The following is a 21,808-nucleotide window of genomic DNA, read 5'->3' as shown; positions in this document are numbered from 1 at the left end:
AGGGATACGACAGTGCCGCGTTCTCTGAAAAAAGGTCCTTTTATCGATCTTCACCTATTGAAGAAGGTCGAAGTGGCGATGGAAAAGAATGATCGCAAACCAGTTAAAACCTGGTCGCGTCGTTCGATGATCCTGCCGCAAATGGTCGGTTTGACCATCGCTGTGCATAACGGTCGTCAACATGTTCCCGTTCTCGTGAACGAAGACATGGTCGGTCACAAACTCGGCGAGTTCGCTGGTACCCGCACCTATCGCGGGCACGTAGCGGACAAGAAAGGCAAGCGCTAAGGGGTAAGGAAAGATGGAAGTAGCCGCTAAGTTGTCGGGCGCTCGCATCTCCGCCCAGAAAGCCCGCCTGGTCGCCGACCAGATCCGCGGGAAGAAGGTGGGCGAAGCGCTCAACCTGCTGGCTTTCAGCAGTAAGAAAGCCGCCGAGATCATGAAGAAAGTGCTGGAGTCGGCCGTGGCCAACGCCGAGCACAACGAAGGCGCTGACGTGGATGACCTCAAGGTTTCCACGGTCTTCGTCAACGAAGGGCGTTCGCTTAAGCGCATCATGCCGCGTGCCAAAGGCCGCGCTGATCGCATCGTCAAGCGGTCTTGCCATATCACTGTCAAGGTTGCGGACAAGTAACGGAGTCGATCAGATGGGTCAGAAAGTACATCCCACTGGCATTCGCCTGGGAATCGTCAAGGAGCACACCTCCGTCTGGTACGCAGACGGACGTACGTACGCCGATTATCTGCTTGCAGATCTGAACGTGCGTGAGTACCTCCAAGACAAATTAAAAAGCGCGTCCGTAAGCCGTATCGATATCCATCGCCCGGCTCAAACCGCACGCATCACTATCCATACCGCTCGTCCCGGCATCGTGATCGGCAAGAAAGGTGAGGATGTTGAGAAGCTGCGTCAGGACCTGACCAAGAAAATGGGTGTGCCTGTGCACATCAACATCGAAGAAATCCGCAAGCCGGAACTCGATGCAATGCTGGTAGCACAGAACGTCGCTCAGCAGCTGGAGCGTCGCGTAATGTTCCGTCGCGCCATGAAGCGCGCCGTACAGAACGCGATCCGCATTGGTGCCAAGGGCATCAAGATCCAGGTGAGCGGTCGTCTGGGTGGGGCTGAAATCGCCCGTACGGAATGGTATCGGGAAGGTCGTGTGCCGCTGCACACCCTGCGTGCCGATATTGACTACAACACCTACGAAGCACACACCACTTACGGTGTGATCGGCGTCAAGGTTTGGATCTTCAAGGGCGAAGTTATTGGTGGTCGCCATGAAGAGCTCAAGCCGCAAGCGCCTGCGCCTCGTAAAAAAGCTGCCAAGTAAGGAGTACGCCAAATGTTGCAACCCAAGCGTACAAAATTCCGTAAGCAGATGACTGGTCACAATCGTGGCCTGGCTCAGCGCGGTAGCAAAGTCAGCTTCGGCGAGTTCGCTCTGAAGTCTGTCGCTCGTGGACGTCTCACTGCACGCCAGATCGAGTCCGCACGTCGTGCGTTGACCCGTCACGTGAAGCGTGGCGGTAAAATCTGGATCCGTGTGTTCCCCGATAAGCCTATCTCCAAAAAGCCTCTGGAAGTCCGGATGGGTAAAGGTAAGGGTAACGTCGAGTACTGGGTGGCCCAGATTCAGCCGGGCAAGGTGCTCTACGAGATCGAGGGTGTTTCCGAAGAGCTGGCGCGTGAGGCATTCGCCCTGGCTGCTGCAAAGCTGCCGCTCGCCACCTCCTTTGTTAAGCGGACGGTGATGTGATGAAAGCGAATGAGCTTCGTGAAAAATCCGCTCAGCAGCTGAACGAGCAACTGCTCGAGCTGCTGCGCGACCAGTTCAATCTGCGTATGCAGAAGGCAACTGGCCAGTTGGGGCAGTCTCACCTGCTCTCGCAAGTCAAGCGCGACATCGCTCGTGTCAAGACTGTGCTCAACCAGCAGGCAGGTAAGTGATCATGGCTGAAGTTGAAAAAACTGTCCGCACGCTGACTGGCCGCGTCGTCAGCGACAAAATGGACAAAAGCATCACCGTTCTGATCGAGCGTCGTGTTAAGCACCCGATCTACGGTAAATACGTGAAGCGTTCGACCAAACTGCACGCCCACGACGAAACCAACCAGTGCCGTATTGGCGACAAGGTCACTATCCGCGAGACTCGTCCGCTGGCGAAGACCAAGTGCTGGATGCTGGTTGATGTCGTTGAACGTGCCGTCGAAGTCTAAGGGCTAGGGGTCGGAGAAATTATATGATTCAGACTCAATCAATGCTCGATGTGGCGGATAACAGTGGCGCTCGTCGCGTCATGTGTATCAAGGTTCTCGGCGGTTCGCACCGCCGTTACGCCGGCATCGGCGACATCATCAAGGTAACCGTCAAGGAAGCGATCCCGCGTGGCAAGGTCAAGAAAGGCCAGGTGATGACTGCTGTCGTAGTCCGCACTCGTCACGGTGTTCGTCGTCCGGACGGCTCCATTATTCGCTTCGATGGCAACGCTGCTGTTCTGTTGAACAACAAGCAGGAGCCGATCGGCACCCGTATTTTCGGGCCGGTGACACGTGAGCTTCGTTCCGAGAAGTTCATGAAGATCGTCTCGCTCGCGCCTGAAGTGCTGTAAGGAGAAGCCGCATGCAAAAGATTCGTCGCAACGACGAGATCATCGTCATCGCCGGCAAAGACAAGGGCAAGCGCGGTAAGGTGCTCCGGGTTCTCGCTGACGACCGTCTGGTCGTCGGTGGTATCAACCTCGTGAAGCGTCATACCAAGCCGAACCCGATGTCGGGCGTTCAAGGCGGTATCGTCGAAAAGGAGGCGCCTCTGCACGCCTCTAACGTCGCTATCTTCAACGGCGAAACCAACAAGGCTGACCGTGTTGGTTTCAAAGTAGAAGACGGCAAGAAAATTCGTGTCTTCAAGTCGACCCAAAAGCCGGTTGAAGCTTGAGACTGCTAGGTAGATAACCATGGCACGACTAAAAGAAGTTTATCGGAAGCAAATCGCTCCCAAGCTGAAAGAAGAGCTTCAGCTTGGCAACGTGATGGAAGTTCCGCGCATCACCAAGATCACCCTGAACATGGGTATCGGCGAAGCGATCGGTGACAAAAAAATTATCGACAACGCGGTTGCTGATCTGGAAAAGATCACCGGCCAAAAGGTCGTCGTGACTCACGCACGCAAGTCCATCGCCGGCTTCAAGGTCCGCGAAGGTTGGCCGATCGGTGTCAAGGTGACCCTGCGTAGCGATCGTATGTACGAATTCCTGGATCGTTTGCTGTCGATCTCCCTGCCCCGGGTTCGCGACTTCCGCGGCCTGAATGCCAAGTCCTTCGACGGACGTGGTAACTACAGCATGGGCGTGAAAGAGCAGATCATTTTCCCGGAAATCGATTACGACAAGATCGATGCGCTGCGTGGTCTGGACATCACGCTGACCACTACTGCTCGAACGGATGAAGAGGGTCGCGCACTGTTGCGTGCCTTCAACTTCCCGTTCCGTAACTAATTGGAGTAGGAAATGGCTAAGCAAAGCATGAAGAACCGCGAGCTGAAGCGTCAGCAGACGGTTGCCAAGTACGCCCAGAAGCGTGCTGCGCTGAAAGCTGTCATCGCTAATCCCGAGTCGTCTCCAGAGGCGCGTTGGGAAGCTCAGGTTGCGCTGCAGAAGCAGCCTCGTGATGCCAGTGCTTCGCGTCTGCGTAATCGTTGCCGTCTGACTGGCCGCCCGCATGGTGTGTACCGCAAGTTTGGTCTTGCGCGTAACATGCTGCGTCAGGCTGCGATGCGCGGTGATGTGCCGGGTCTGGTGAAAGCCAGCTGGTAATAACGCTCCGGCAGTTGTTGTCGGAACTGCAGTTGTCGAATCAAGCCCCTTATGGGGCTTGATTCGTTTCTGAACTGTCTCTAGAATGTCCGGCTCGCCCGAGCCATGCCTGTTAGGCGTTCGCTCATTTAGTAGCAGGCGACACGAGCCCTAGCGGGCTTATTTTTTTGAATTAGGAGCCAAGAGCCCATGAGTATGCAGGACCCGTTAGCGGACATGCTAACTCGTATCCGTAATGCCCAGATGGCCGAAAAGTCCGTCGTAAGCATGCCGTCTTCCACTTTGAAGGTGGCTGTAGCCAACGTTCTTCAGGGTGAGGGCTATATCGCAGGATACAACGTCAGCAGCGACGCCAAACCGCAGCTGTCTATCGAGCTCAAGTACTTCGAAGGCCGTCCGGTTATCGAAGAGCTGAAGCGCGTAAGCCGTCCTGGCCTTCGCCAGTACAAATCCGTTGATCAGTTGCCGAAAGTTCGCGGCGGTCTGGGTGTTTCGATCGTATCCACCAATAAAGGTGTGATGACGGATCGGGCTGCTCGCGCTGCTGGCGTTGGCGGCGAAGTGCTCTGCACAGTGTTCTAAGGGGGGATAAGCATGTCTCGCGTTGCTAAGAACCCCGTCAAGCTGCCCGCTGGTGTTGAATTCAACATGGCCGGCCAGCAGCTTTCGGTGAAGGGTGCCAAGGGTACTCTCGAACTGAACGTGCACTCGTCTGTGGAAGTGATCCACGAGGCCGGTGAGCTCCGTTTTGCTGCGCGTAATGGCGATCAGCAGAACCGTGCCATGGCCGGTACCACCCGTGCGCTGGTTAACAATATGGTGATCGGCGTCAGCCAAGGCTTCGAGCGCAAGCTTCAGCTGGTTGGTGTTGGTTACAAGGCGCAAGCCAAAGGTCAAGTGCTGTCCCTGGCTCTCGGCTTCTCGCACCCGGTGGAGTATGAACTGCCGCAAGGCGTTACCGCTGAGACCCCCAGCCAGACCGATATCCTGATCAAGGGTGTCGATAAGCAACTGGTCGGTCAGGTGGCTGCTGAAATCCGTGATTTCCGCCGTCCTGAGCCCTACAAGGGCAAAGGCGTGCGTTACTCGGACGAAGTGGTCCGTCGTAAAGAAGCTAAGAAGAAGTAGGGCATAGCAAATGAGCGTAAAGAAAGTTACTCGTCTGCGTCGCGCTCGCAAGGCACGCCTGAAGATGCGCGAGCTGGAAACCGTACGCCTTTGTGTGTACCGCTCTTCCCAGCACATCTACGCCCAGGTCCTTTCGGCCGACGGCGGCAAGGTCCTGGCCAGTGCCTCGACTCTCGACAAAGAACTGCGCGACGGAGCCACCGGCAACGTCGACGCTGCCAAGAAAGTTGGTCAGCTGGTCGCTGAGCGTGCTAAGGCCGCAGGTGTCACCCAGGTGGCGTTCGACCGTTCTGGCTTCAAGTACCACGGTCGTGTCAAGGCACTGGCTGATGCTGCTCGTGAAGGCGGGCTGGAGTTCTAAGTTATGGCATATAACGAGCAAAAGCGCGACGAAGGCTACATTGAGAAGCTGGTTCAAGTTAACCGCGTCGCCAAGACAGTAAAAGGTGGTCGTATCTTCACATTCACTGCGTTGACCGTAGTGGGTGATGGTAAGGGTCGTGTAGGTTTCGGTCGTGGCAAGTCGCGCGAAGTGCCGGCTGCCATTCAGAAGGCTATGGAAGCGGCTCGCCGCAACATGATCCAGGTCGATCTGAACGGCACGACTCTGCAGTACGCGACCAAGGCAGCGCATGGCGCTTCCAAGGTGTACATGCAGCCTGCTTCGGAAGGTACCGGTGTTATTGCCGGTGGTGCGATGCGTGCCATTCTTGAAGTGGCTGGCGTGCAGAACGTCCTGGCCAAGTGCTACGGCTCTACCAATCCAGTGAACGTGGTCCATGCCACTTTCAAGGGATTGAAGGCCATGCAGTCGCCTGAGTCGATCGCTGCTAAGCGTGGCAAGAGCGTTGAGGAGATTTCCTGATCATGGCTAACACCGTCAAGGTCACGCTGATCAAAAGCGTCAGCGGTCGTATCCCCAATCACAAGCTTTGCGTCAAAGGCCTCGGTCTGCGTCGCATTGGTCACACCGTCGAAGTCCAGGATACTCCTGAAAATCGCGGCATGATCAACAAGGCTTACTACATGCTCCGTGTGGAGGGCTAAGCCATGCAACTGAACGATCTGCGTTCTGCGCCAGGCGCCCGTCGCGAAAAGCTGCGTCCGGGCCGTGGTATCGGTAGCGGCCTCGGCAAGACCGGTGGTCGTGGTCACAAGGGTCAGACTTCCCGCTCTGGCGGCAAGATCGCTCCCGGTTTCGAAGGCGGCCAACAGCCTTTGCATCGCCGTCTGCCTAAGTTTGGCTTCGTCTCCTTGAAGGCTATGGATCGTGCTGAAGTACGTACCTCCGAGCTGGCAAAGGTTCAGGGCGACGTCGTAACTCTGCAGAGCCTTAAGGATGCCGACATCATCAATCAGAACGTACAGCGCGTGAAAGTCATGCTGTCGGGTGAGGTTGGTCGTGCGGTAACTCTGAAAGGCATCGCCGCCACCAAGGGTGCGCGTGCGGCTATCGAAGCAGCTGGCGGCAAGTTCGAGGAATAAATGGCTAAGCAAGGTGCTCTCTCCGCGCTGAATAGTGGCGGGCTTTCTGAACTTTGGGCTCGTCTGCGTTTTCTGCTGATGGCGATCATCGTCTATCGTGTTGGCGCACACATCCCGGTTCCGGGAATCAATCCCGACAGGTTGGCCGAGCTGTTCCGTCAGAACGAAGGGACCATCCTTAGCTTGTTCAACATGTTTTCCGGTGGTGCGCTGGAGCGCATGAGCATCTTTGCCTTGGGGATCATGCCGTATATCTCGGCATCGATCATCATGCAGCTCATGACGGCTGTCAGTCCCCAGTTGGAGCAGTTGAAGAAAGAGGGCGAGTCCGGTCGTCGCAAGATTAGTCAATACACGCGCTACGGTGCTTTGGTGTTGGCTATCGTGCAGGCCATCGGTATGTCGGTCGGTCTCGCCGGCCAGGGTGTCGCCTTCAGCACTGACTTCGGCTTCTACTTCGTAGCTGTCACTACCTTTGTGGCAGGGGCGATGTTCATGATGTGGCTGGGGGAGCAGATCACCGAGCGGGGTGTCGGTAACGGCATTTCGATGTTGATCTTCGCTGGTATCGTTGCCGGTCTCCCTGGCGCCCTGGGGCAGTCGTTCGAATCTGCGCGGCAGGGCGATGTCAACATCATCGCACTGCTGGCCGTTGGTTTGCTGGCGATCGCCATCATCGGGTTCGTTGTGTTCATCGAGCGTGGTCAGCGGCGAATCGCCGTGCATTACGCCAAGCGTCAGCAGGGCCGCAAGGTCTTCGCTGCGCAGACGAGTCACCTTCCGCTGAAGGTGAACATGGCGGGTGTCATCCCTGCCATTTTTGCCAGCAGCATTCTGCTGTTCCCTGCTTCCTTGGGACAGTGGTTCGGACAGTCGGAGAACATGGGATGGCTGGCTGATATTTCTCAGTCGATCGCCCCTGGTCAGCCGTTGAATATCCTATTGTTCAGCGCCGGCATCATCTTCTTCTGCTTCTTCTACACGGCATTGATGTTCAATCCGAAGGATGTTGCAGAAAACCTGAAGAAGTCCGGTGCATTTATCCCGGGGATTCGGCCTGGTGAGCAGTCGGCACGCTATATCGATGGTGTGTTGACTCGTTTGACCATGTTCGGCGCCCTATACATGACGGCTGTATGCTTGCTACCGCAGTTTCTTGTGGTGGCAGCAAACGTGCCGTTCTACCTTGGCGGGACGTCGTTGCTGATTGTGGTTGTGGTTGTAATGGACTTCATGTCCCAGGTTCAATCTCACCTCATGTCTCACCAGTACGATTCCCTGATGAAAAAAGCCAACCTGAAGGGCTATGGCAGCGGAATGCTCCGCTGAGGTCAGCCCGTAAGGTTCCAGGAGTTGGTCATGAAAGTTCGTGCATCGGTCAAAAAGCTGTGCCGCAACTGCAAAATCGTTCGTCGCGAAGGCGTCGTTCGAGTGATCTGCAGCGCAGAACCGCGTCACAAGCAGCGCCAAGGCTGATTGTGAGCTAAGGCTCGAGCCCGGCAGCTAGTGCGCTGCCGGGTTGATTATTTGTTATTACAGCGTTAGTATCTCGCGCCCTTTTCTTGGCTTCCGGGGCGTTGGGTAGCTGTCAATTGGAGTTTCACTGAATGGCCCGTATTGCAGGCGTAAACATTCCGGATAACAAGCACACTGTTATCTCGCTGACCTACATCTATGGTGTCGGTCGCACTCGTGCGCAGACTATCTGTGCTGCTACCGGTGTAAATCCGGCAGCGAAAATCAAGGATCTTTCCGACGAGCAGGTCGAACTGCTGCGTGGTGAAGTGGCCAAGTTCATCGTTGAAGGTGACCTGCGTCGCGAAGTCAACATGAAGATCAAGCGCTTGATGGACCTGGGTTGCTATCGCGGCCTGCGTCATCGTCGTGGTCTGCCGGTACGCGGTCAGCGCACCAAGACCAACGCTCGTACCCGTAAGGGTCCGCGTAAGCCGATCCGCAAGTAATCGCGTTAGCGCATCGACAGGAATCTAATCATGGCAAAACCTGCTGCTCGTCCTCGTAAGAAAGTAAAAAAGACGGTGGTTGATGGCATCGCCCATATCCACGCATCTTTTAACAACACCATCATCACTATCACCGATCGCCAAGGCAATGCATTGTCCTGGGCTACGTCCGGTGGTTCCGGTTTCCGCGGCTCCCGTAAGAGCACTCCGTTCGCTGCCCAGGTGGCTGCCGAGCGTGCTGGTCAAGCGGCACTGGAATATGGCCTCAAGAACCTCGACGTCAACGTCAAGGGTCCTGGTCCGGGCCGTGAATCTGCCGTTCGTGCATTGAACGGCTGTGGTTATAAAATCGCCAGCATCACCGACGTGACGCCAATCCCGCACAACGGGTGCCGTCCGCCGAAGAAGCGCCGCGTGTAATCAGGAGACAGTGAGAAATGGCTCGTTATATTGGTCCCAAGTGCAAACTGTCTCGTCGTGAAGGCACCGATCTCTTCTTGAAGAGTGGTGCGCGCGCGCTCGAATCGAAGTGCAACATCGAAACCCCACCGGGTGTTCATGGTCAGCGTCGTGGTCGTCTGTCTGACTACGGCACGCAGCTGCGTGAAAAGCAGAAAGTTCGTCGTATCTACGGCGTACTTGAGCGTCAGTTCAGCGGCTACTACAAAGAAGCTGCCAGCCGTAAGGGCGCTACCGGCGAAAACCTGCTGCAACTGCTGGAATGCCGTCTGGATAACGTGGTTTACCGCATGGGCTTCGGCTCTACTCGTGCCGAGTCGCGTCAGCTTGTTTCCCACAAGGCTATCAGCGTTAACGGCAAAACCGTGAACGTTCCGTCCTTTCAGGTGAAGGCCGGTGACGTGGTTGCCGTTCGTGAGAAGTGCCGTAACCAGCTGCGCATCGCCCAAGCCCTGGAACTGTGCGTACAGCGCGGTCGCGTTGAGTGGGTCGAAGTAGACGCCGACAAGAAATCTGGTGTTTTCAAGAGTGTTCCGGCTCGCAGTGATCTGTCCGCCGACATCAACGAAAACCTGATTGTCGAGCTCTACTCCAAGTAAGGGCTAGAAAATAGGTGTATCCATGCAGATTTCGGTAAATGAGTTCCTGACCCCCCGCCATATCGATGTGCAGGTGGTCAGTCCGACCCGTGCCAAGATTACGCTCGAGCCTCTCGAGCGTGGTTTCGGCCATACCCTGGGCAACGCGCTGCGTCGTATCCTGTTGTCCTCCATGCCCGGCTGCGCTGTGGTCGAGGCTGAGATCGACGGTGTGCTCCACGAGTACAGTGCTATCGAGGGCGTGCAGGAAGATGTCATCGAAATCCTGCTGAACCTCAAAGGTATCGCCATCAAGCTGCACGGCCGTGATGAAGTGACCTTGAGCCTGGTGAAGAAGGGCGCGGGCGCTGTTACCGCTGCCGATATCCAGCTGGATCACGATGTCGAAATCGTCAATGGCGATCACCTGATCGCCAACCTGGCGGCCAATGGCTCGATCAACATGAAGCTTAAGGTCGCACGCGGCCGTGGCTACGAGCCGGCTGATGCACGTCAGAGTGACGAAGACGAGAGCCGCAGCATTGGCCGTCTTCAGCTCGACGCGACATTCAGCCCGGTTCGTCGCGTAGCGTATGTTGTCGAAAACGCTCGTGTTGAGCAGCGCACCAACTTGGACAAGCTGGTCATCGACCTGGAAACCAATGGAACCCTGGATCCCGAAGAGGCGATCCGTCGTGCCGCGACCATCCTGCAGCAGCAGTTGGCCGCGTTCGTCGACCTCAAGGGTGACAGCGAGCCGGTCGTAGTCGAGCAGGAAGACGAGATCGATCCGATCCTGTTGCGTCCGGTTGACGATTTGGAACTGACCGTACGTTCGGCAAACTGCCTCAAGGCAGAAAACATCTACTACATCGGTGACCTGATCCAGCGCACCGAAGTCGAGCTGTTGAAAACGCCGAACCTGGGCAAGAAATCTCTGACCGAAATCAAAGATGTTCTGGCTTCTCGTGGTCTGTCCCTCGGCATGCGCCTCGACAATTGGCCGCCGGCCAGTCTCAAGAAGGACGATAAGGCTACGGCCTGATCGACCATAGTCACCGAACTGATCGTTTGGTAAGGAATTTCAATCATGCGTCATCGTAAAAGTGGCCGTCATCTCAGCCGCACAAGCGCTCACCGCAAGGCCATGTTTCAGAACATGGCGGTGTCGCTGTTCGAGCACGAACTGATCAAAACAACCCTGCCCAAGGCCAAGGAGCTGCGTCGTGTTGCTGAGCCGCTGATCACCCTGGCCAAGGAAGACAGCGTCGCCAACCGCCGTTTGGCTTTCGACCGTACTCGCTCGAAGGCTATCGTCGGCAAGCTGTTCAACGATCTGGGTCCGCGTTACGCCACCCGTCAGGGCGGTTATCTGCGTATTCTCAAGTGCGGCTTCCGCGCTGGAGACAATGCTCCGATGGCTTACGTTGAACTGGTTGACCGTCCGGTTACCGGTGAAGTGGAAGCTGCAGAGTAAGCATTCGCTTGCTTGAAAAAACCGGGCGATCGCCCGGTTTTTTTTTTCATTTTTTAGGCTGGATCTATCGCGAAGGCCCGTTCAATGAACGGTGTGCTGCGGCCGTCTGGTTAGATTCGATCCTCAGCCTGCGAGACCAAAGATAAGCGAGCGCCTTTGTTCTTGCACTTATCAGCGGCGGGGCGATCAAGGCTCAGCTTGATATTGAACATCCGCTCAGATATCGGCGCCATGAGGCCAGTGATATTCAGCCCGTCAGCCTGGATATTTCTTCCAGGCCAACCAGGTGCATGGTGTTGGTATCGTGGAGGGGTTGGAATTCGATCCTGATGAGGCTAGCTAAGAGCAGAAAAATAAAGCCGGGCGCAAGGCCCGGCTTTTTCTTACCTGTGGGTCAGGCTTTGTCGCGGTCGAGCAGAGGCTTGAGGAAATGGCCAGTATGAGATTGGGGCATCGCGGCAACCTGTTCCGGAGTGCCTGTCGCGATGATCTGGCCTCCTTTCGAGCCGCCTTCGGGGCCGAGGTCCACCAGCCAGTCGGCCGTCTTGATGACATCGAGATTGTGTTCGATGACCACTACCGTATTGCCGTGATCACGCAGCCGGTGCAGCACATCCAACAATTGCTGTATGTCCGCGAAGTGCAGGCCGGTAGTGGGCTCGTCGAGGATATACAGTGTTTTGCCAGTGTCACGTTTGGACAGTTCGCGTGACAACTTGACCCGCTGCGCCTCGCCGCCTGAAAGCGTGGTCGCGCTCTGGCCCAGCTTGATATAGGACAGCCCCACATCCATCAAGGTCTGAAGTTTGCGCGCCACGGCTGGTACCGGATCGAAAAACTCCCGAGCCTCCTCGATGGTCATGTCCAGCACTTCGGTAATGCTCTTGCCCTTGTATTTCACTTCCAGCGTTTCACGGTTATAGCGCTTGCCCTTACAGACGTCGCAGGGCACATAGATATCCGGCAGGAAGTGCATTTCTACCTTGATCACCCCATCGCCCTGGCAAGCCTCGCAGCGGCCACCCTTGACGTTGAAAGAGAAACGTCCAGGGCCGTAGCCACGCGAGCGGGCCTCTGGTACGCCGGCGAAGAGTTCCCGGATTGGCGTAAACAGTCCGGTATAGGTAGCCGGGTTGGAGCGCGGCGTACGGCCGATCGGGCTCTGATCGATATCGACGACCTTGTCCAGATGCTGCAGGCCATCGAACGAATCATGGGGCGCCACTTCCAGCGTGGTCGCGCCGTTCAAGGCGGTGGCGGTGATGGGGAAAAGTGTGTTGTTGATCAGCGTCGATTTGCCGGAGCCGGAAACCCCGGTGATGCAGGTGAGCAGCCCGACAGGAATCTCAAGGTCGACGTTGCGCAAATTGTTGCCGCGCGCGCCTTTGAGCTTGAGCAGCTTGCTGGCGTCGCGGGGCGTGCGTTTCTCTGGATAGAGGATCTTCACCCGACCAGAAAGGTATCCCCCGGTTAGCGAGGCGGGGTTGTTCATGACCTCGTCCGGTGTGCCTTCGGCGACGATCTGCCCGCCGTGCACGCCCGCCCCGGGGCCGATGTCGACTACATAATCGGCAAGGCGTATGGCGTCTTCGTCGTGTTCAACGACAATCACTGTATTGCCGATGTCGCGCAGGTGACGCAGGGTGCCCAGCAGGCGCTCGTTGTCGCGTTGGTGAAGGCCAATAGAAGGTTCGTCGAGGATATACATCACCCCGACCAGGCCTGCACCAATCTGGCTGGCCAGGCGAATTCGCTGCGCCTCTCCCCCGGACAGGGTATCGGCACTGCGGTCGAGCGTCAGGTAGTCGAGTCCTACGTTGACTAGAAATTGCAGGCGCTCGCAAATCTCCTTGAGGATCTTGTCGGCAATCTCTCCTCGCCGGCCGGACAGCGAAAGCCCACCGAAATACTCGGTGGCATCGCCAATCGGCAGCCCGGTCACCGCCGGCAGCGTCTTGTCACCTACCCAGACATGGCGGGCTTCGCGACGCAGACGGGTACCGCGGCATTCCGGGCAGGGCTGAGTACTCAGGTACTTGGCCAGCTCTTCGCGCACCGCGTTGGATTCGGTTTCCCGGTAACGGCGTTCGAGGTTGGGGATGATTCCCTCGAAAGGATGGGAGCGTTTGACGATGTCGCCGCGGTCGTTCAGGTAGCGGAAGTCAACGTTTTCCTTGCCACTGCCGCGCAGAACCACCTTCTGCTGCTCTGCCGGGAGGGAATCGAATGGTTTATCGAGACTGAAACCGTAGTGCGAAGCGAGTGAGCCGAGCATCTGGAAATAATAGACGTTGCGCCGGTCCCAGCCGCGGATGGCGCCCTCGGCCAAGGTCAGCTCGCCATTGACCAGGCGCTTGGCATCGAAGAACTGTTTCACACCAAGGCCGTCGCAGGTCGGGCAGGCGCCGGCCGGGTTATTGAATGAAAACAGTTTGGGCTCAAGTTCGCTGATGGAATGCCCGCAGATCGGGCAGGCGAAGCGGGCGGAGAAGATCATCTCCTCGCTGTCGTCGCCTTCCTCCATCGAGGCGACCAGCGCGATGCCATCGGCGAGCTTCAACGCGGTTTCGAAGGACTCGGCGAGACGCTGCTGCAAATCGCCGCGCACCTTGAAGCGATCCACCACGACGTCGATCGAATGCTTCTTCTGTTTATCGAGTTTTGGCAGTTCGTCGAGCTCGTAAAGCCGTCCATTGACCCGAGCGCGCACGAAGCCTTGAGCGCGCAGCTCGTCGAACACCGCCAGATGCTCCCCTTTTCGCTCGCGGATGACCGGGGCGAGAAGCATCAGCTTACGGCCCTCCGGCAGTGCCAGTACCTGATCGACCATCTGGCTGACCGTCTGGGCTTCGAGCGGCGCATCGTGGTCAGGGCACCGCGGTGTGCCTACGCGTGCATAGAGCAGGCGCAGGTAGTCGTAGATTTCGGTGATGGTGCCGACAGTCGATCGCGGGTTATGCGATGTCGATTTCTGCTCGATGGAAATGGCGGGGGAGAGCCCTTCGATGGTATCGACGTCAGGCTTTTCCATCATCGAGAGGAATTGCCGCGCGTAGGCCGAAAGAGATTCAACATAGCGGCGTTGCCCTTCGGCATAAAGCGTGTCGAAGGCCAGCGAGGATTTGCCGGAGCCGGACAAGCCGGTAATCACGATCAACTTGTCGCGCGGCAGAGTGAGGTCGATGTTCTTCAAGTTGTGGGTGCGAGCCCCACGAATCAGAATCTTGTCCAAAGCAGCCTCGCGTGGCGGGCGAAAACCCGAAAGTATACGACCAGGGGCGACATCGCGGCAAAGTTGCGAGCCTGTGCCGAGCCGGGGATGGCTGCTAGAATCGCCGCCGGTTCATTCAAGCGAGTCCCGCAATGCACGATCCCTACAGCGAGCGCATGAGCGTCAGAGAAACCCGCGCCGCATCCGGGCTGGCCCTGGTTTTCGCGTTTCGTATGCTCGGCATGTTCATGGTGCTGCCAGTCCTGGCGACGTACGGCATGGATCTGCGGGGAGCGACACCGGCACTGATTGGCCTCGCTATCGGTGCCTATGGTTTGACCCAGGCTGTGCTACAAATTCCGTTCGGCATGCTCTCAGATCGAATCGGTCGGCTGCCAGTGATCTATTTCGGTCTGCTGATCTTCGCTGCTGGAGCCGTGCTGGCGGCGTCGGCCGACTCCATTTGGGGCGTCATCGCCGGTCGTATCCTGCAGGGGGCGGGGGCCATTTCGGCGGCGGTGATGGCTCTGCTATCGGATCTCACTCGCGAGCAGCATCGCACCAAAGCGATGGCGATGATCGGCATGAGTATCGGTATTTCATTCGCTGTTGCCATGGTCGTCGGCCCGCTGTTGACCCGCGCATACGGATTATCCGGCCTGTTCTGGATAACGGCTGGAATGGCGCTGTTGGGCGCGCTCATTGTTGCGACGCTACCACGGGCTCATCGGCATTTGCGCCATCGCGAATCCGGCGTGGCGAAGCAGGCGCTCGGCGTTACCGTGCGTGATCCCGATTTGCTGCGGCTCGATTTCAGTATCTTCGTTCTGCACGCCATTCTGATGGCGAGCTTTGTTGCCCTGCCCCTGGCTCTGGTCAATAACGCAGGCCTTCCCAAGGATGAGCATTGGTGGGTCTATCTCACGGCGCTGGTGGTTGGCTTCTTCGGTATGGTGCCTTTCATCATCTACGGTGAGAAGAAGCGTCAAATGAAGCGCGTCGTGCTGGGCGCCGTGGGTGCACTGGTCCTGACCGAGCTGTTCTTCTGGTTGTTCGGTGACCGCCTTTGGTCGCTGGTTGCTGGCATGATCGCGTTCTTCATCGCGTTCAATCTGCTGGAGGCTTCTCTGCCTTCATTGATCAGCAAGGTGGCACCCGCTGGCGGCAAGGGCACGGCGATGGGGATTTATTCCACGAGTCAGTTTCTCGGTTCCGGCTTGGGTGGCGTTCTTGGTGGCTGGCTTTATCAACTCGGCGGTTTAGGGCTGGTCTTTGCCGGTTGTGCGGTGTTGTGCACGCTGTGGCTGCTGGTTGCCTGGGGCATGCGGGAGCCGCCTTATGTAACCGGGCTGCGCCTGCCGCTCTCGATCGATGCAGCGCGTAATCCGGCGCTCGCCGAACAGATGCTGGCGGTTCCAGGTGTCTCGGATGCCGTGGTGATCACCGAGGAGTCGGCCGCCTACGTCAAGGTCGACATGCAAGCGCTGGATCGGGCTGCGCTCGATCGGCTAGTCGCCTGACTGGCTTCTGGGATTGCTGCCCGCGTCGGGATGCTTAGTGTCCCAACGCCCAAGCTCGCGCCGGTTGGCCGACTTGGGGTGGTAAGGTAAGATTCACGGTCATTGGTTTTCCCGGTCACGGGGATTCTCTCCAATGAGCCAACCCAATTCACGTTCAAACTAAGGAGTTACCTCATGGCCAGAGGGGTGAATAAAGTCATCTTGATCGGTAATGTCGGCGGCGACCCGGAAACCCGCTACATGCCCAATGGCAATGCGGTGACCAACATCACGCTGGCCACCACTGACAGCTGGAAGGACAAGCAGACCGGCCAGCAGCAGGAGCGCACCGAGTGGCACCGCGTCGTGCTGTTCGGCAAGGTTGCCGAGATTGCCGGCGAGTACCTGCGCAAGGGCTCGCAGTGCTATATCGAAGGCCGCCTGCAGACCCGTGAATGGGAAAAGGATGGCGTCAAGCGCTACACCACCGAGGTGGTAGTGGACATGGGCGGCACCATGCAGCTGCTCGGCGGCCGCGGTGGCAGCTCCGACGATGCGCCGCGTCAGTCGCAGCCGCGTCCTCAGCGTGAGTCGCAACCTCAGCAGCAGTCGCGCCCGCAGTCTCAGCCGCAGCCCGCGCAGCAACCCGCTCCGGACTACGACAGCTTCGACGACGATATCCCGTTCTAGAGTCCACCTCCATGCGAATGCGCCTGATGCTGTTGGGCGGCGGCAATGCCCTGGGTCAGGCGCTGATCCGCCTGGGTGCGGAGGAAGACATTGGCTTCCTCGCGCCACGCCCGCCCGATCAGGGGTGGGATGCGCCTAGTCTGACCAATCTGCTCGACGACAATCGTCCGGACGTCGTGATCAACCTCGCCTACTACTTCGACTGGTTTCAGAGTGGTTATGTCGAGGGCAACGTGCTGGCCAGTCAGGAGCGGGCGGTAGAGCGGTTGGCCGAACTGTGCCAGCACCACCAGTTCGTCCTGATGCAGCCCTCCAGCTACCGCGTATTCGATGGCGCTCGTACCAGCGCTTACAGCGAGAAGGACGAAGTCGCGCCGCTGGACTCGCGCGGCCAGGCGCTCTGGCGTATCGAGCAGAGCGTTCGCGCGCTCTGCCCGCGCCATGTTCTGCTGCGGTTCGGCTGGTTGCTCGATGACAGTTCGGACGGTTTGCTGGGACGATTTCTTCAGCGGCTCGAACAGAGCGATGAACTTTGCCTCGCCGATGATCGTCGTGGTAATCCGACACCGGTCGAAGACGCCGCGCGGGTCATCTTGGCTGTGCTGAAACAGTTGGACTGCCAAGCGCCGCTGTGGGGGACTTACCACTATGGCGGACACGAGGCCTCGACTCCGCTGGTGGTCGGTCAAGCGCTACTTGCCGAAGCGGCTCACCATCGGCAGCTGAAAGTCAGTAGCTTGACGCCCGTCGCACACGCGGCGTGCCCGGACGCAGCAGACGAGCCGCAGCATGGCGTATTGGCCTGCAAGAAAATCTTCAACACCTTCGGTATCAAGCCGCGTGCCTGGCGCACCGGGCTGCCGAGCCTGCTGGAGCGTTACTACCGTCATGGCTGACTCACCGATTCTGGTTACCGGGGGTGCCGGCTTCATCGGCTCCAACCTGGTCGATGCGCTTGTTGCTCACGGTTATGCGGTGCGGGTGCTGGATAATTTATCAACCGGCAAGCGCAGCAACCTGCCGGATAGCGCCAATGTGGAGCTGATCGAAGGCGACGTGGCTGATGCGCAGCTCGTGCGGCGCGCGGTTCAGGGATGCCGGGCCGTGGTGCATCTCGCCGCGGTGGCTTCGGTGCAGGCTTCGGTCGATGATCCGGTCGGCACGCACCAGAGCAATCTGGTGGGCACCCTGAACCTGTGCGAGGCGCTGCGCGAGTTTGGCGTGCGCCGAGTCCTTTTCGCCTCGAGTGCGGCGATCTATGGCAATAATGGCGAAGGGCAGTCCATCGACGAAGAAACACCGAAGGCTCCGCTGACTCCTTATGCCGCAGACAAGTTGGCCAGCGAGCACTACCTGGATTTCTACCGACGCCAGCATGGTCTGGAGCCTGTGGTGTTCCGCTTCTTCAATATCTATGGGCCGCGCCAGGATCCTTCTTCGCCCTATTCGGGAGTGATCAGCATCTTCACCGAGCGCGCGCAACAGGGATTGCCGATCACCGTGTTTGGCGATGGCGAGCAAACTCGCGACTTTCTCTATGTGGGCGACCTGGTCGAAATCCTGTTGCAGGCATTGGAGAGTCCGACTGTTGAAGTTGGAGCGGTCAACGTCGGGCTGAATCGCGCCACCAGTCTGAACCAGTTGCTGGCAGCGATCGGTGATGTATTGGGGCCGTTGCCGCCCGTCAGCTATCAAGCGGCTCGTGGTGGAGATATCCGCCATTCACGGGCTGATAATACGCGCTTGCTGCAGCGATATCGTCTGCCGGAGCCGGCGACCGATATGCGTACAGGACTGGCGAAGTTGCTGGAGCGCTAGCGAAAGTTAAAAAACAAAGGCGCCGTGGGCGCCTTTGTCGCCTCTACGGTCCGGTAATGTACCGGATTCGTCAGAACTTATAACCGAGGCCGACCATATAGACCATCGGGTCGACGTCCACGTCGACCTTTACTTTGGCTCCGCCAAAGCTGGTGGTGCCGGTGGTATCGATGTCGATATAGCGAACCTGGGCGTTGACCATCAAACTGTCGGTCAGCATGTAGTCCATGCCCACTTGCGCCGCCAGGCCCCACGAGTCCTTCATGTCCAGGCCGCTAAAGCCCTTGCCCTCGGCTTCGCTGCTGAGTTTGTCATCGAAAAACCAGGTGTAGTTGATGCCGGCGCCGACATAGGGCTGGAACGCCGACTTGCTGTCGAGCGGGTAGTACACGACGCTGAGGGTCGGTGGCAGGTGCTTGAGTTCGCCCAGCTTGCCATTCAGTGATGCAAAACCGCCGGGCATGCCGGCCACGCCTACGTCATGGGTAAAAGGGCTCGCTGCGAGCAGCTCAATGCCGATCTTGTCGGTAACCATGTAGGCGAAGTTCAGTCCTAGCTGGGTATCGCTATCAAGCGTGGCCTTGGTCCCCGCAACGCTCGTGGAGAGAGCACCTACATAAATGTCACCGCTTTCTTCTCGCGGATCAACGGTGATCGCACCGGCGCGAACGACTACATCACCAGCCTGATGGGCCTGGGCGAAGGGGGCGGCCAGGGCTACGGCCAGCACGGACGCGGTAAACAGGGTCTTGCACATAATGGACTCCATCGAGACATGGTGTGTTGCGTTGGCGCCCATGTTAGAGCTCTCCCTTGGGTCCATTTTGATCTAGCTCAACAAAGCCTCCGGCTATGTTTCGCCTGTTTGATCTGGTTGCTTTGTGCTCTGCTTGCGGATGATAATGTTCCTCTTTCTGAACCGCAGTGGTCTCAGGTAGGTATCGCAGGTGAGGGAATAGGCTGCGAGACTATCGTCAAGTGTTATAACATAACGCTTTTGAAGCCGCCGTGAACCGAGGATCCGCTCCGCATGAATCAGTACCCGACTCGCTTGCTCGCAGGCGTGCTGTTGTCGTTATGCCTGCCGCTTAATGCGGCTCCGCTGGACGCTGCACTGGAAGAAAGCCAGCAACTGGCTGCTGAGGCCCAGGCGTCCCAAGCGCGCATCGAGCAGCTCGATGACACCGCTCGGAAAATGCTCACCGAATACCGCAATGCCGTCCAGCAAGCGGAGGCTTTGAAGGCATACAACGAGCAATTGGTCGAACTGACCGCTGCGCAGCGCAAGGAGCTGGACGGGTTTCAGCGTCAGTTAGACAGCATCGAGCGTACCCAGGAAGCCGTTGCACCGCAGATGGGGCGGATGATCGAAGTGCTTGAAGAGTTCATCGCGGCAGACCTTCCGTTCCTTCCAGACGAGCGCGCCGATCGCCTGGCCAGCTTGCAGGACATGCAGGCGCGCGCCGACGTCAGTCTCGCTGAGAAATATCGCCGCATCCTTGAGGCCTATCAGATCGAGAGCGACTACGGCCGCACCTTGGAAGCCTGGCGCGGAGAGCTACCGGTCGAAGGTGGCAGCCGCAGCGTAGAGTTCCTCCGACTGGGGCGTACGATGCTTTATTACCAGACGTTGGATGCCCATGAGAGTGGTTGGTGGAACCCCAGGACTCGCGCGTGGGAAGCGCTGGACGGCAGTGCCCGTCGACCAATCACTAAGGCGATTGCGATTGCTCGTCAGCAGCAGGCACCGACCTGGCTGGAACTGCCTGTGAAGACTTTGGCCAAGGAGGCTGCGCAATGAGCCGCTTGTTGACGTTGTTACTCATCGGCCTGTTGCCGACAATGGTTCAGGCCGCCGAGCCCTTGAGCCCTGATCAGTTGCTGCAGCGCATTCGCAGCGAGCGCGCTGCGGAAGTCGATGCCATGCAAGCACGCGAGCAGGCGTTCATCCAGAATCGCGGCGAACAAGCGCAGCTGCTGGCGCGAGCCAATGCCGCGCTTGAAAAGCAAAAAGCCGAAGCCGAGCGCCTGAAAGCTGAATTCGATCGCCAGGAAGCCGAGCTGGCCGAACAGGAAAAACTGCTGGCGCAGCGGGTTGGCCACCTTGGCGAATTGTTCGGAGTAGTGCGGCAGAGCGCTGGCGATATCGCCGGCCAATGGCAGGACAGCCTGCTCAATGCGCAGTATCCAGAGCGACTCAAGCGGCTCAAAGCGCTGGCTGAAAGCCGCACGTTGCCCTCGGCCGAGGATCTGGACAGCTTCTGGATGACCCTGCTTGAGGACCTCACAGCCAGCGGTCAGATCGAGCGCGTCGAACTGCCGGTAGTAGGTGTCGACGGGCAACGCAGCGAGCAATCGGTCCTGCGTGTCGGCAACTTCTCGGCTTTCACTCAGGACAATTTCCTGCGCTACGACAGTGACGCTCGCGAGCTGCTGACGCCCAGCCGTCAGCCGGCCGGCATCGGGCAGGTGAGTGACTACCTGAGCAGCAGTGACGCGCTGGCGACGCTGCCGATCGACCCGAGCCGCGGCTCGCTGCTGGCTCAGTTGCAGCGCCAGCCACAGCTGTGGGATCGCCTTCAGCAAGGCGGGCTGGTGGGTTGGGTCATTTTGGTCCTGGGCGCCATCGGGCTTGTCCTTGCGGTCTGGCGCATGATCTATCTAGCGGGCGTTGGCCGTGCGGTAAGCCGTCAGACCCGGGAGCTTCATCAGCCGCGCGATGACAATCCGCTAGGCCGCATCATCGGGGTGCTGGGACCCAAGCCACAGCTGTCGGACCTCGAAACTCTGGAGCTCAAGCTCGACGAGGCGATCCTCCAAGAAACACCGCCTCTCGAGCGCGGCCAGCCACTGCTCAAGCTGCTCAGTGCGGTCGCGCCGTTGCTCGGTCTGCTGGGCACGGTGACCGGTATGATCGTGACGTTCCAGGCGATCACCCAGAGCGGCGGTGGCGATTCGCGGCTAATGGCCGACGGCATCTCTCAGGCGCTGGTCACCACAGTGCTCGGCCTGGTCGTGGCGATTCCGCTGCTGTTCCTGCACAGCCTGCTGGCCAGCCGCAGCAAGGCGCTGATCCAGCTGCTCGAGCAGCAGAGCGCCGGGTTGATCGCGCTGCACTTGTCGGGAACACAGCGCCGTGACTGACCTGCACGGCCAATGGCTACGTCTGGTCGACAGCGCTTACTCGCTGCTCGACTTCATGGCGGCGGGCGGCGCGGTGATGTGGGCGCTGGCGGCGCTGTGCGTGCTCTATTGGACGCTGGTGTTCGAGCGTCTGTGGTTCATGCGCCGCGTGTTTCCACGCTGGGTCGAAAGCCGGCGCCAGGCCTGGTCGCAGCTGGGCAACGAATCCGGCAGCTGGCAGCGCGCGGTGCGCAGCGCCTGGCTGGCCCAGGCCCAGCAGCAGCTCGCAGGTCCCTTGCGCATGAGCAAGACTCTGGTGGCCATGTATCCGTTGCTGGGCCTGCTCGGTACCGTCAGCGGCATGATTGCTGTATTCGATGTGCTGGCGCTCAACGGCACCGGCAACCCTCGCGGCATGGCCGCGGGCGTCTGGCAGGCGACCCTGCCGACCATGGCTGGCATGGTGCTCGCCATCACTGGACTGTTCAGCCTGGCGCGTCTCGAACGTATTTCGCGCCAGGCTCTCGACCGGCTGGCCGACCAGCTGCGTCACGATTGAGG

General features: G+C 58.5%; 32 protein-coding genes. 30 read left to right on the top strand and 2 right to left on the bottom strand.

Going from position 1 to position 21,808, the window contains the following annotated elements; translation table 11 throughout:
- Positions 1 to 12 precede the first annotated feature (12 nt).
- From rpsS to rplQ, 23 genes are all read left to right on the top strand, one after another.
- On the top strand, positions 13 to 288 hold the full coding sequence (gene rpsS, locus ACL0K2_RS10355; RefSeq protein WP_019339974.1) for a 30S ribosomal protein S19: 276 nt from the start codon (positions 13 to 15) through the stop codon (positions 286 to 288).
- 13 nt (positions 289 to 301) lie between these two features.
- On the top strand, positions 302 to 634 hold the full coding sequence (gene rplV, locus ACL0K2_RS10350; protein ID WP_003103908.1) for a 50S ribosomal protein L22: 333 nt from the start codon (positions 302 to 304) through the stop codon (positions 632 to 634).
- Between the two features lie 13 nt (positions 635 to 647).
- Complete coding sequence (rpsC, locus tag ACL0K2_RS10345; protein WP_021209375.1) at positions 648 to 1,334, top strand: 30S ribosomal protein S3; 687 nt, start codon at positions 648 to 650, stop codon at positions 1,332 to 1,334.
- Between the two features lie 12 nt (positions 1,335 to 1,346).
- A complete protein-coding gene (gene rplP / locus ACL0K2_RS10340) occupies positions 1,347 to 1,760 on the top strand; it encodes a 50S ribosomal protein L16 (RefSeq protein ID WP_003176421.1) in 414 nt (137 codons plus the stop codon).
- Positions 1,760 to 1,951, top strand: a complete 192-nt coding sequence (gene rpmC / locus ACL0K2_RS10335) for a 50S ribosomal protein L29 (protein WP_003289209.1) — start codon at positions 1,760 to 1,762, stop codon at positions 1,949 to 1,951. Before rplP ends, rpmC begins: the two co-directional genes overlap by 1 nt.
- A 2-nt stretch (positions 1,952 to 1,953) precedes the next feature.
- Complete coding sequence (gene rpsQ, locus ACL0K2_RS10330; RefSeq protein ID WP_029404618.1) at positions 1,954 to 2,220, top strand: 30S ribosomal protein S17; 267 nt, start codon at positions 1,954 to 1,956, stop codon at positions 2,218 to 2,220.
- Between the two features lie 23 nt (positions 2,221 to 2,243).
- Positions 2,244 to 2,612 carry a 50S ribosomal protein L14 gene (gene rplN / locus ACL0K2_RS10325; protein ID WP_003289207.1) on the top strand — a complete coding sequence of 123 codons (369 nt, stop codon included), beginning with the start codon at positions 2,244 to 2,246 and terminating at the stop codon, positions 2,610 to 2,612.
- A gap of 11 nt (positions 2,613 to 2,623) precedes the next feature.
- Positions 2,624 to 2,938: a 50S ribosomal protein L24 gene (gene rplX / locus ACL0K2_RS10320; protein WP_019339971.1), complete on the top strand. Its 315-nt coding sequence runs from the start codon at positions 2,624 to 2,626 to the stop codon at positions 2,936 to 2,938.
- Positions 2,939 to 2,957: 19 nt separating this feature from the next.
- Positions 2,958 to 3,497 (top strand): 50S ribosomal protein L5, encoded by a 540-nt coding sequence (rplE, locus tag ACL0K2_RS10315; RefSeq protein WP_019339970.1) that lies wholly within the window; start codon positions 2,958 to 2,960, stop codon positions 3,495 to 3,497.
- Between the two features lie 12 nt (positions 3,498 to 3,509).
- Positions 3,510 to 3,815, top strand: coding sequence for a 30S ribosomal protein S14 (gene rpsN / locus ACL0K2_RS10310; RefSeq protein ID WP_025240349.1), 306 nt, complete (start codon positions 3,510 to 3,512; stop codon positions 3,813 to 3,815).
- A gap of 189 nt (positions 3,816 to 4,004) precedes the next feature.
- Positions 4,005 to 4,397, top strand: a complete 393-nt coding sequence (gene rpsH, locus ACL0K2_RS10305; RefSeq protein ID WP_003281824.1) for a 30S ribosomal protein S8 — start codon at positions 4,005 to 4,007, stop codon at positions 4,395 to 4,397.
- A gap of 12 nt (positions 4,398 to 4,409) precedes the next feature.
- A complete protein-coding gene (gene rplF, locus ACL0K2_RS10300) occupies positions 4,410 to 4,943 on the top strand; it encodes a 50S ribosomal protein L6 (protein WP_025240350.1) in 534 nt (177 codons plus the stop codon).
- Between the two features lie 10 nt (positions 4,944 to 4,953).
- Positions 4,954 to 5,304, top strand: a complete 351-nt coding sequence (gene rplR / locus ACL0K2_RS10295) for a 50S ribosomal protein L18 (protein ID WP_025240351.1) — start codon at positions 4,954 to 4,956, stop codon at positions 5,302 to 5,304.
- A gap of 3 nt (positions 5,305 to 5,307) precedes the next feature.
- The gene (gene rpsE / locus ACL0K2_RS10290; protein ID WP_019339966.1) at positions 5,308 to 5,808 is read left to right on the top strand and encodes a 30S ribosomal protein S5; all 501 of its coding nucleotides are present in this window, start codon (positions 5,308 to 5,310) and stop codon (positions 5,806 to 5,808) included.
- Between the two features lie 2 nt (positions 5,809 to 5,810).
- Positions 5,811 to 5,990 carry a 50S ribosomal protein L30 gene (gene rpmD, locus ACL0K2_RS10285; protein ID WP_003281818.1) on the top strand — a complete coding sequence of 60 codons (180 nt, stop codon included), beginning with the start codon at positions 5,811 to 5,813 and terminating at the stop codon, positions 5,988 to 5,990.
- Between the two features lie 3 nt (positions 5,991 to 5,993).
- A complete protein-coding gene (gene rplO / locus ACL0K2_RS10280) occupies positions 5,994 to 6,428 on the top strand; it encodes a 50S ribosomal protein L15 (protein WP_045160597.1) in 435 nt (144 codons plus the stop codon).
- Positions 6,429 to 7,757, top strand: a complete 1,329-nt coding sequence (gene secY / locus ACL0K2_RS10275; protein ID WP_045160598.1) for a preprotein translocase subunit SecY — start codon at positions 6,429 to 6,431, stop codon at positions 7,755 to 7,757.
- Positions 7,758 to 7,787: 30 nt separating this feature from the next.
- Entirely contained in the window at positions 7,788 to 7,904 is a 117-nt protein-coding gene (gene rpmJ / locus ACL0K2_RS10270; RefSeq protein ID WP_014854209.1) for a 50S ribosomal protein L36, read from the top strand.
- A 131-nt stretch (positions 7,905 to 8,035) separates the two neighbouring features.
- Complete coding sequence (gene rpsM, locus ACL0K2_RS10265; protein ID WP_014854208.1) at positions 8,036 to 8,392, top strand: 30S ribosomal protein S13; 357 nt, start codon at positions 8,036 to 8,038, stop codon at positions 8,390 to 8,392.
- Between the two features lie 30 nt (positions 8,393 to 8,422).
- Positions 8,423 to 8,812 carry a 30S ribosomal protein S11 gene (gene rpsK, locus ACL0K2_RS10260; RefSeq protein ID WP_014854207.1) on the top strand — a complete coding sequence of 130 codons (390 nt, stop codon included), beginning with the start codon at positions 8,423 to 8,425 and terminating at the stop codon, positions 8,810 to 8,812.
- A gap of 17 nt (positions 8,813 to 8,829) precedes the next feature.
- A complete protein-coding gene (gene rpsD / locus ACL0K2_RS10255; RefSeq protein WP_025240354.1) occupies positions 8,830 to 9,450 on the top strand; it encodes a 30S ribosomal protein S4 in 621 nt (206 codons plus the stop codon).
- A gap of 22 nt (positions 9,451 to 9,472) precedes the next feature.
- Entirely contained in the window at positions 9,473 to 10,474 is a 1,002-nt protein-coding gene (locus tag ACL0K2_RS10250) for a DNA-directed RNA polymerase subunit alpha (protein ID WP_019339960.1), read from the top strand.
- A gap of 45 nt (positions 10,475 to 10,519) precedes the next feature.
- Positions 10,520 to 10,906, top strand: a complete 387-nt coding sequence (rplQ, locus tag ACL0K2_RS10245) for a 50S ribosomal protein L17 (RefSeq protein WP_019339959.1) — start codon at positions 10,520 to 10,522, stop codon at positions 10,904 to 10,906.
- A gap of 394 nt (positions 10,907 to 11,300) precedes the next feature.
- Here the strand turns inward: rplQ and uvrA are convergent, their stop codons facing one another.
- Positions 11,301 to 14,138 carry an excinuclease ABC subunit UvrA gene (uvrA, locus tag ACL0K2_RS10240; protein ID WP_045160599.1) on the bottom strand — a complete coding sequence of 946 codons (2,838 nt, stop codon included), beginning with the start codon at positions 14,136 to 14,138 and terminating at the stop codon, positions 11,301 to 11,303.
- A gap of 131 nt (positions 14,139 to 14,269) precedes the next feature.
- Between uvrA and ACL0K2_RS10235 the strand changes: the two genes are divergently transcribed.
- The 4 genes from ACL0K2_RS10235 to ACL0K2_RS10220 all read left to right on the top strand — a co-directional run bounded on the left by ACL0K2_RS10235 (position 14,270) and on the right by ACL0K2_RS10220 (position 18,124).
- The gene (locus ACL0K2_RS10235; RefSeq protein ID WP_239612135.1) at positions 14,270 to 15,637 is read left to right on the top strand and encodes an MFS transporter; all 1,368 of its coding nucleotides are present in this window, start codon (positions 14,270 to 14,272) and stop codon (positions 15,635 to 15,637) included.
- A 174-nt stretch (positions 15,638 to 15,811) separates the two neighbouring features.
- Entirely contained in the window at positions 15,812 to 16,306 is a 495-nt protein-coding gene (locus ACL0K2_RS10230; RefSeq protein WP_019339955.1) for a single-stranded DNA-binding protein, read from the top strand.
- Positions 16,307 to 16,317: 11 nt separating this feature from the next.
- Entirely contained in the window at positions 16,318 to 17,202 is an 885-nt protein-coding gene (locus tag ACL0K2_RS10225; RefSeq protein ID WP_045160601.1) for a sugar nucleotide-binding protein, read from the top strand.
- Positions 17,195 to 18,124, top strand: coding sequence for an NAD-dependent epimerase/dehydratase family protein (locus ACL0K2_RS10220; RefSeq protein ID WP_239612136.1), 930 nt, complete (start codon positions 17,195 to 17,197; stop codon positions 18,122 to 18,124). Before ACL0K2_RS10225 ends, ACL0K2_RS10220 begins: the two co-directional genes overlap by 8 nt.
- Before the next feature lie 70 nt (positions 18,125 to 18,194).
- Here ACL0K2_RS10220 and ACL0K2_RS10215 read toward each other — a convergent pair whose 3' ends face one another.
- Positions 18,195 to 18,881: an OmpW/AlkL family protein gene (locus tag ACL0K2_RS10215; protein ID WP_413044460.1), complete on the bottom strand. Its 687-nt coding sequence runs from the start codon at positions 18,879 to 18,881 to the stop codon at positions 18,195 to 18,197.
- A gap of 273 nt (positions 18,882 to 19,154) precedes the next feature.
- Here ACL0K2_RS10215 and ACL0K2_RS10210 point away from each other — a divergent pair, with 273 nt between their 5' ends.
- Genes ACL0K2_RS10210 through ACL0K2_RS10200 form a run of 3 tightly spaced genes read left to right on the top strand, consistent with a single transcriptional unit; the run spans position 19,155 to position 21,806 of the window.
- Positions 19,155 to 19,925 carry a DUF3450 domain-containing protein gene (locus ACL0K2_RS10210; protein WP_045160604.1) on the top strand — a complete coding sequence of 257 codons (771 nt, stop codon included), beginning with the start codon at positions 19,155 to 19,157 and terminating at the stop codon, positions 19,923 to 19,925.
- Positions 19,922 to 21,268, top strand: a complete 1,347-nt coding sequence (locus tag ACL0K2_RS10205) for a MotA/TolQ/ExbB proton channel family protein (protein ID WP_045160605.1) — start codon at positions 19,922 to 19,924, stop codon at positions 21,266 to 21,268. Before ACL0K2_RS10210 ends, ACL0K2_RS10205 begins: the two co-directional genes overlap by 4 nt.
- Entirely contained in the window at positions 21,261 to 21,806 is a 546-nt protein-coding gene (locus tag ACL0K2_RS10200; protein WP_045160606.1) for a MotA/TolQ/ExbB proton channel family protein, read from the top strand. Before ACL0K2_RS10205 ends, ACL0K2_RS10200 begins: the two co-directional genes overlap by 8 nt.
- Positions 21,807 to 21,808: the final 2 nt, after the last annotated feature.

The organism is Pseudomonas sp. YJ42, assembly GCF_047225135.1.
GTDB classification, from domain to species: Bacteria; Pseudomonadota; Gammaproteobacteria; order Pseudomonadales; family Pseudomonadaceae; genus Stutzerimonas; species Stutzerimonas stutzeri_E.
The sequence above is the reverse complement of the archived record's forward strand: the minus strand, read 5'-3'. Positions and strand labels throughout refer to the sequence as shown.

Excerpts from the sequence above, each read along its gene's own strand:
- rpsM (WP_014854208.1), top strand. The coding sequence starts at position 8,036 with ATGGCCCGTATTGCAGGCGTAAACATTCCGGATAACAAGCACACTGTT.
- rplP (WP_003176421.1), top strand. The coding sequence starts at position 1,347 with ATGTTGCAACCCAAGCGTACAAAATTCCGTAAGCAGATGACTGGTCAC.
- rplE (WP_019339970.1), top strand. The coding sequence starts at position 2,958 with ATGGCACGACTAAAAGAAGTTTATCGGAAGCAAATCGCTCCCAAGCTG.
- ACL0K2_RS10220 (WP_239612136.1), top strand. The coding sequence starts at position 17,195 with ATGGCTGACTCACCGATTCTGGTTACCGGGGGTGCCGGCTTCATCGGC.
- rplN (WP_003289207.1), top strand. The coding sequence starts at position 2,244 with ATGATTCAGACTCAATCAATGCTCGATGTGGCGGATAACAGTGGCGCT.
- rplO (WP_045160597.1), top strand. The coding sequence starts at position 5,994 with ATGCAACTGAACGATCTGCGTTCTGCGCCAGGCGCCCGTCGCGAAAAG.
- rpsH (WP_003281824.1), top strand. The coding sequence starts at position 4,005 with ATGAGTATGCAGGACCCGTTAGCGGACATGCTAACTCGTATCCGTAAT.
- rplR (WP_025240351.1), top strand. The coding sequence starts at position 4,954 with ATGAGCGTAAAGAAAGTTACTCGTCTGCGTCGCGCTCGCAAGGCACGC.
- rpmC (WP_003289209.1), top strand. The coding sequence starts at position 1,760 with ATGAAAGCGAATGAGCTTCGTGAAAAATCCGCTCAGCAGCTGAACGAG.
- ACL0K2_RS10225 (WP_045160601.1), top strand. The coding sequence starts at position 16,318 with ATGCGAATGCGCCTGATGCTGTTGGGCGGCGGCAATGCCCTGGGTCAG.
- rplF (WP_025240350.1), top strand. The coding sequence starts at position 4,410 with ATGTCTCGCGTTGCTAAGAACCCCGTCAAGCTGCCCGCTGGTGTTGAA.
- ACL0K2_RS10235 (WP_239612135.1), top strand. The coding sequence starts at position 14,270 with ATGCACGATCCCTACAGCGAGCGCATGAGCGTCAGAGAAACCCGCGCC.
- rpmJ (WP_014854209.1), top strand. The coding sequence starts at position 7,788 with ATGAAAGTTCGTGCATCGGTCAAAAAGCTGTGCCGCAACTGCAAAATC.
- rpmD (WP_003281818.1), top strand. The coding sequence starts at position 5,811 with ATGGCTAACACCGTCAAGGTCACGCTGATCAAAAGCGTCAGCGGTCGT.
- secY (WP_045160598.1), top strand. The coding sequence starts at position 6,429 with ATGGCTAAGCAAGGTGCTCTCTCCGCGCTGAATAGTGGCGGGCTTTCT.
- rpsQ (WP_029404618.1), top strand. The coding sequence starts at position 1,954 with ATGGCTGAAGTTGAAAAAACTGTCCGCACGCTGACTGGCCGCGTCGTC.
- rplX (WP_019339971.1), top strand. The coding sequence starts at position 2,624 with ATGCAAAAGATTCGTCGCAACGACGAGATCATCGTCATCGCCGGCAAA.
- ACL0K2_RS10215 (WP_413044460.1), bottom strand. The coding sequence starts at position 18,881 with ATGTGCAAGACCCTGTTTACCGCGTCCGTGCTGGCCGTAGCCCTGGCC.
- rplQ (WP_019339959.1), top strand. The coding sequence starts at position 10,520 with ATGCGTCATCGTAAAAGTGGCCGTCATCTCAGCCGCACAAGCGCTCAC.
- rpsC (WP_021209375.1), top strand. The coding sequence starts at position 648 with ATGGGTCAGAAAGTACATCCCACTGGCATTCGCCTGGGAATCGTCAAG.
- rpsN (WP_025240349.1), top strand. The coding sequence starts at position 3,510 with ATGGCTAAGCAAAGCATGAAGAACCGCGAGCTGAAGCGTCAGCAGACG.
- rpsD (WP_025240354.1), top strand. The coding sequence starts at position 8,830 with ATGGCTCGTTATATTGGTCCCAAGTGCAAACTGTCTCGTCGTGAAGGC.
- rpsK (WP_014854207.1), top strand. The coding sequence starts at position 8,423 with ATGGCAAAACCTGCTGCTCGTCCTCGTAAGAAAGTAAAAAAGACGGTG.
- ACL0K2_RS10205 (WP_045160605.1), top strand. The coding sequence starts at position 19,922 with ATGAGCCGCTTGTTGACGTTGTTACTCATCGGCCTGTTGCCGACAATG.
- rplV (WP_003103908.1), top strand. The coding sequence starts at position 302 with ATGGAAGTAGCCGCTAAGTTGTCGGGCGCTCGCATCTCCGCCCAGAAA.
- ACL0K2_RS10250 (WP_019339960.1), top strand. The coding sequence starts at position 9,473 with ATGCAGATTTCGGTAAATGAGTTCCTGACCCCCCGCCATATCGATGTG.
- rpsE (WP_019339966.1), top strand. The coding sequence starts at position 5,308 with ATGGCATATAACGAGCAAAAGCGCGACGAAGGCTACATTGAGAAGCTG.
- ACL0K2_RS10210 (WP_045160604.1), top strand. The coding sequence starts at position 19,155 with ATGAATCAGTACCCGACTCGCTTGCTCGCAGGCGTGCTGTTGTCGTTA.
- ACL0K2_RS10230 (WP_019339955.1), top strand. The coding sequence starts at position 15,812 with ATGGCCAGAGGGGTGAATAAAGTCATCTTGATCGGTAATGTCGGCGGC.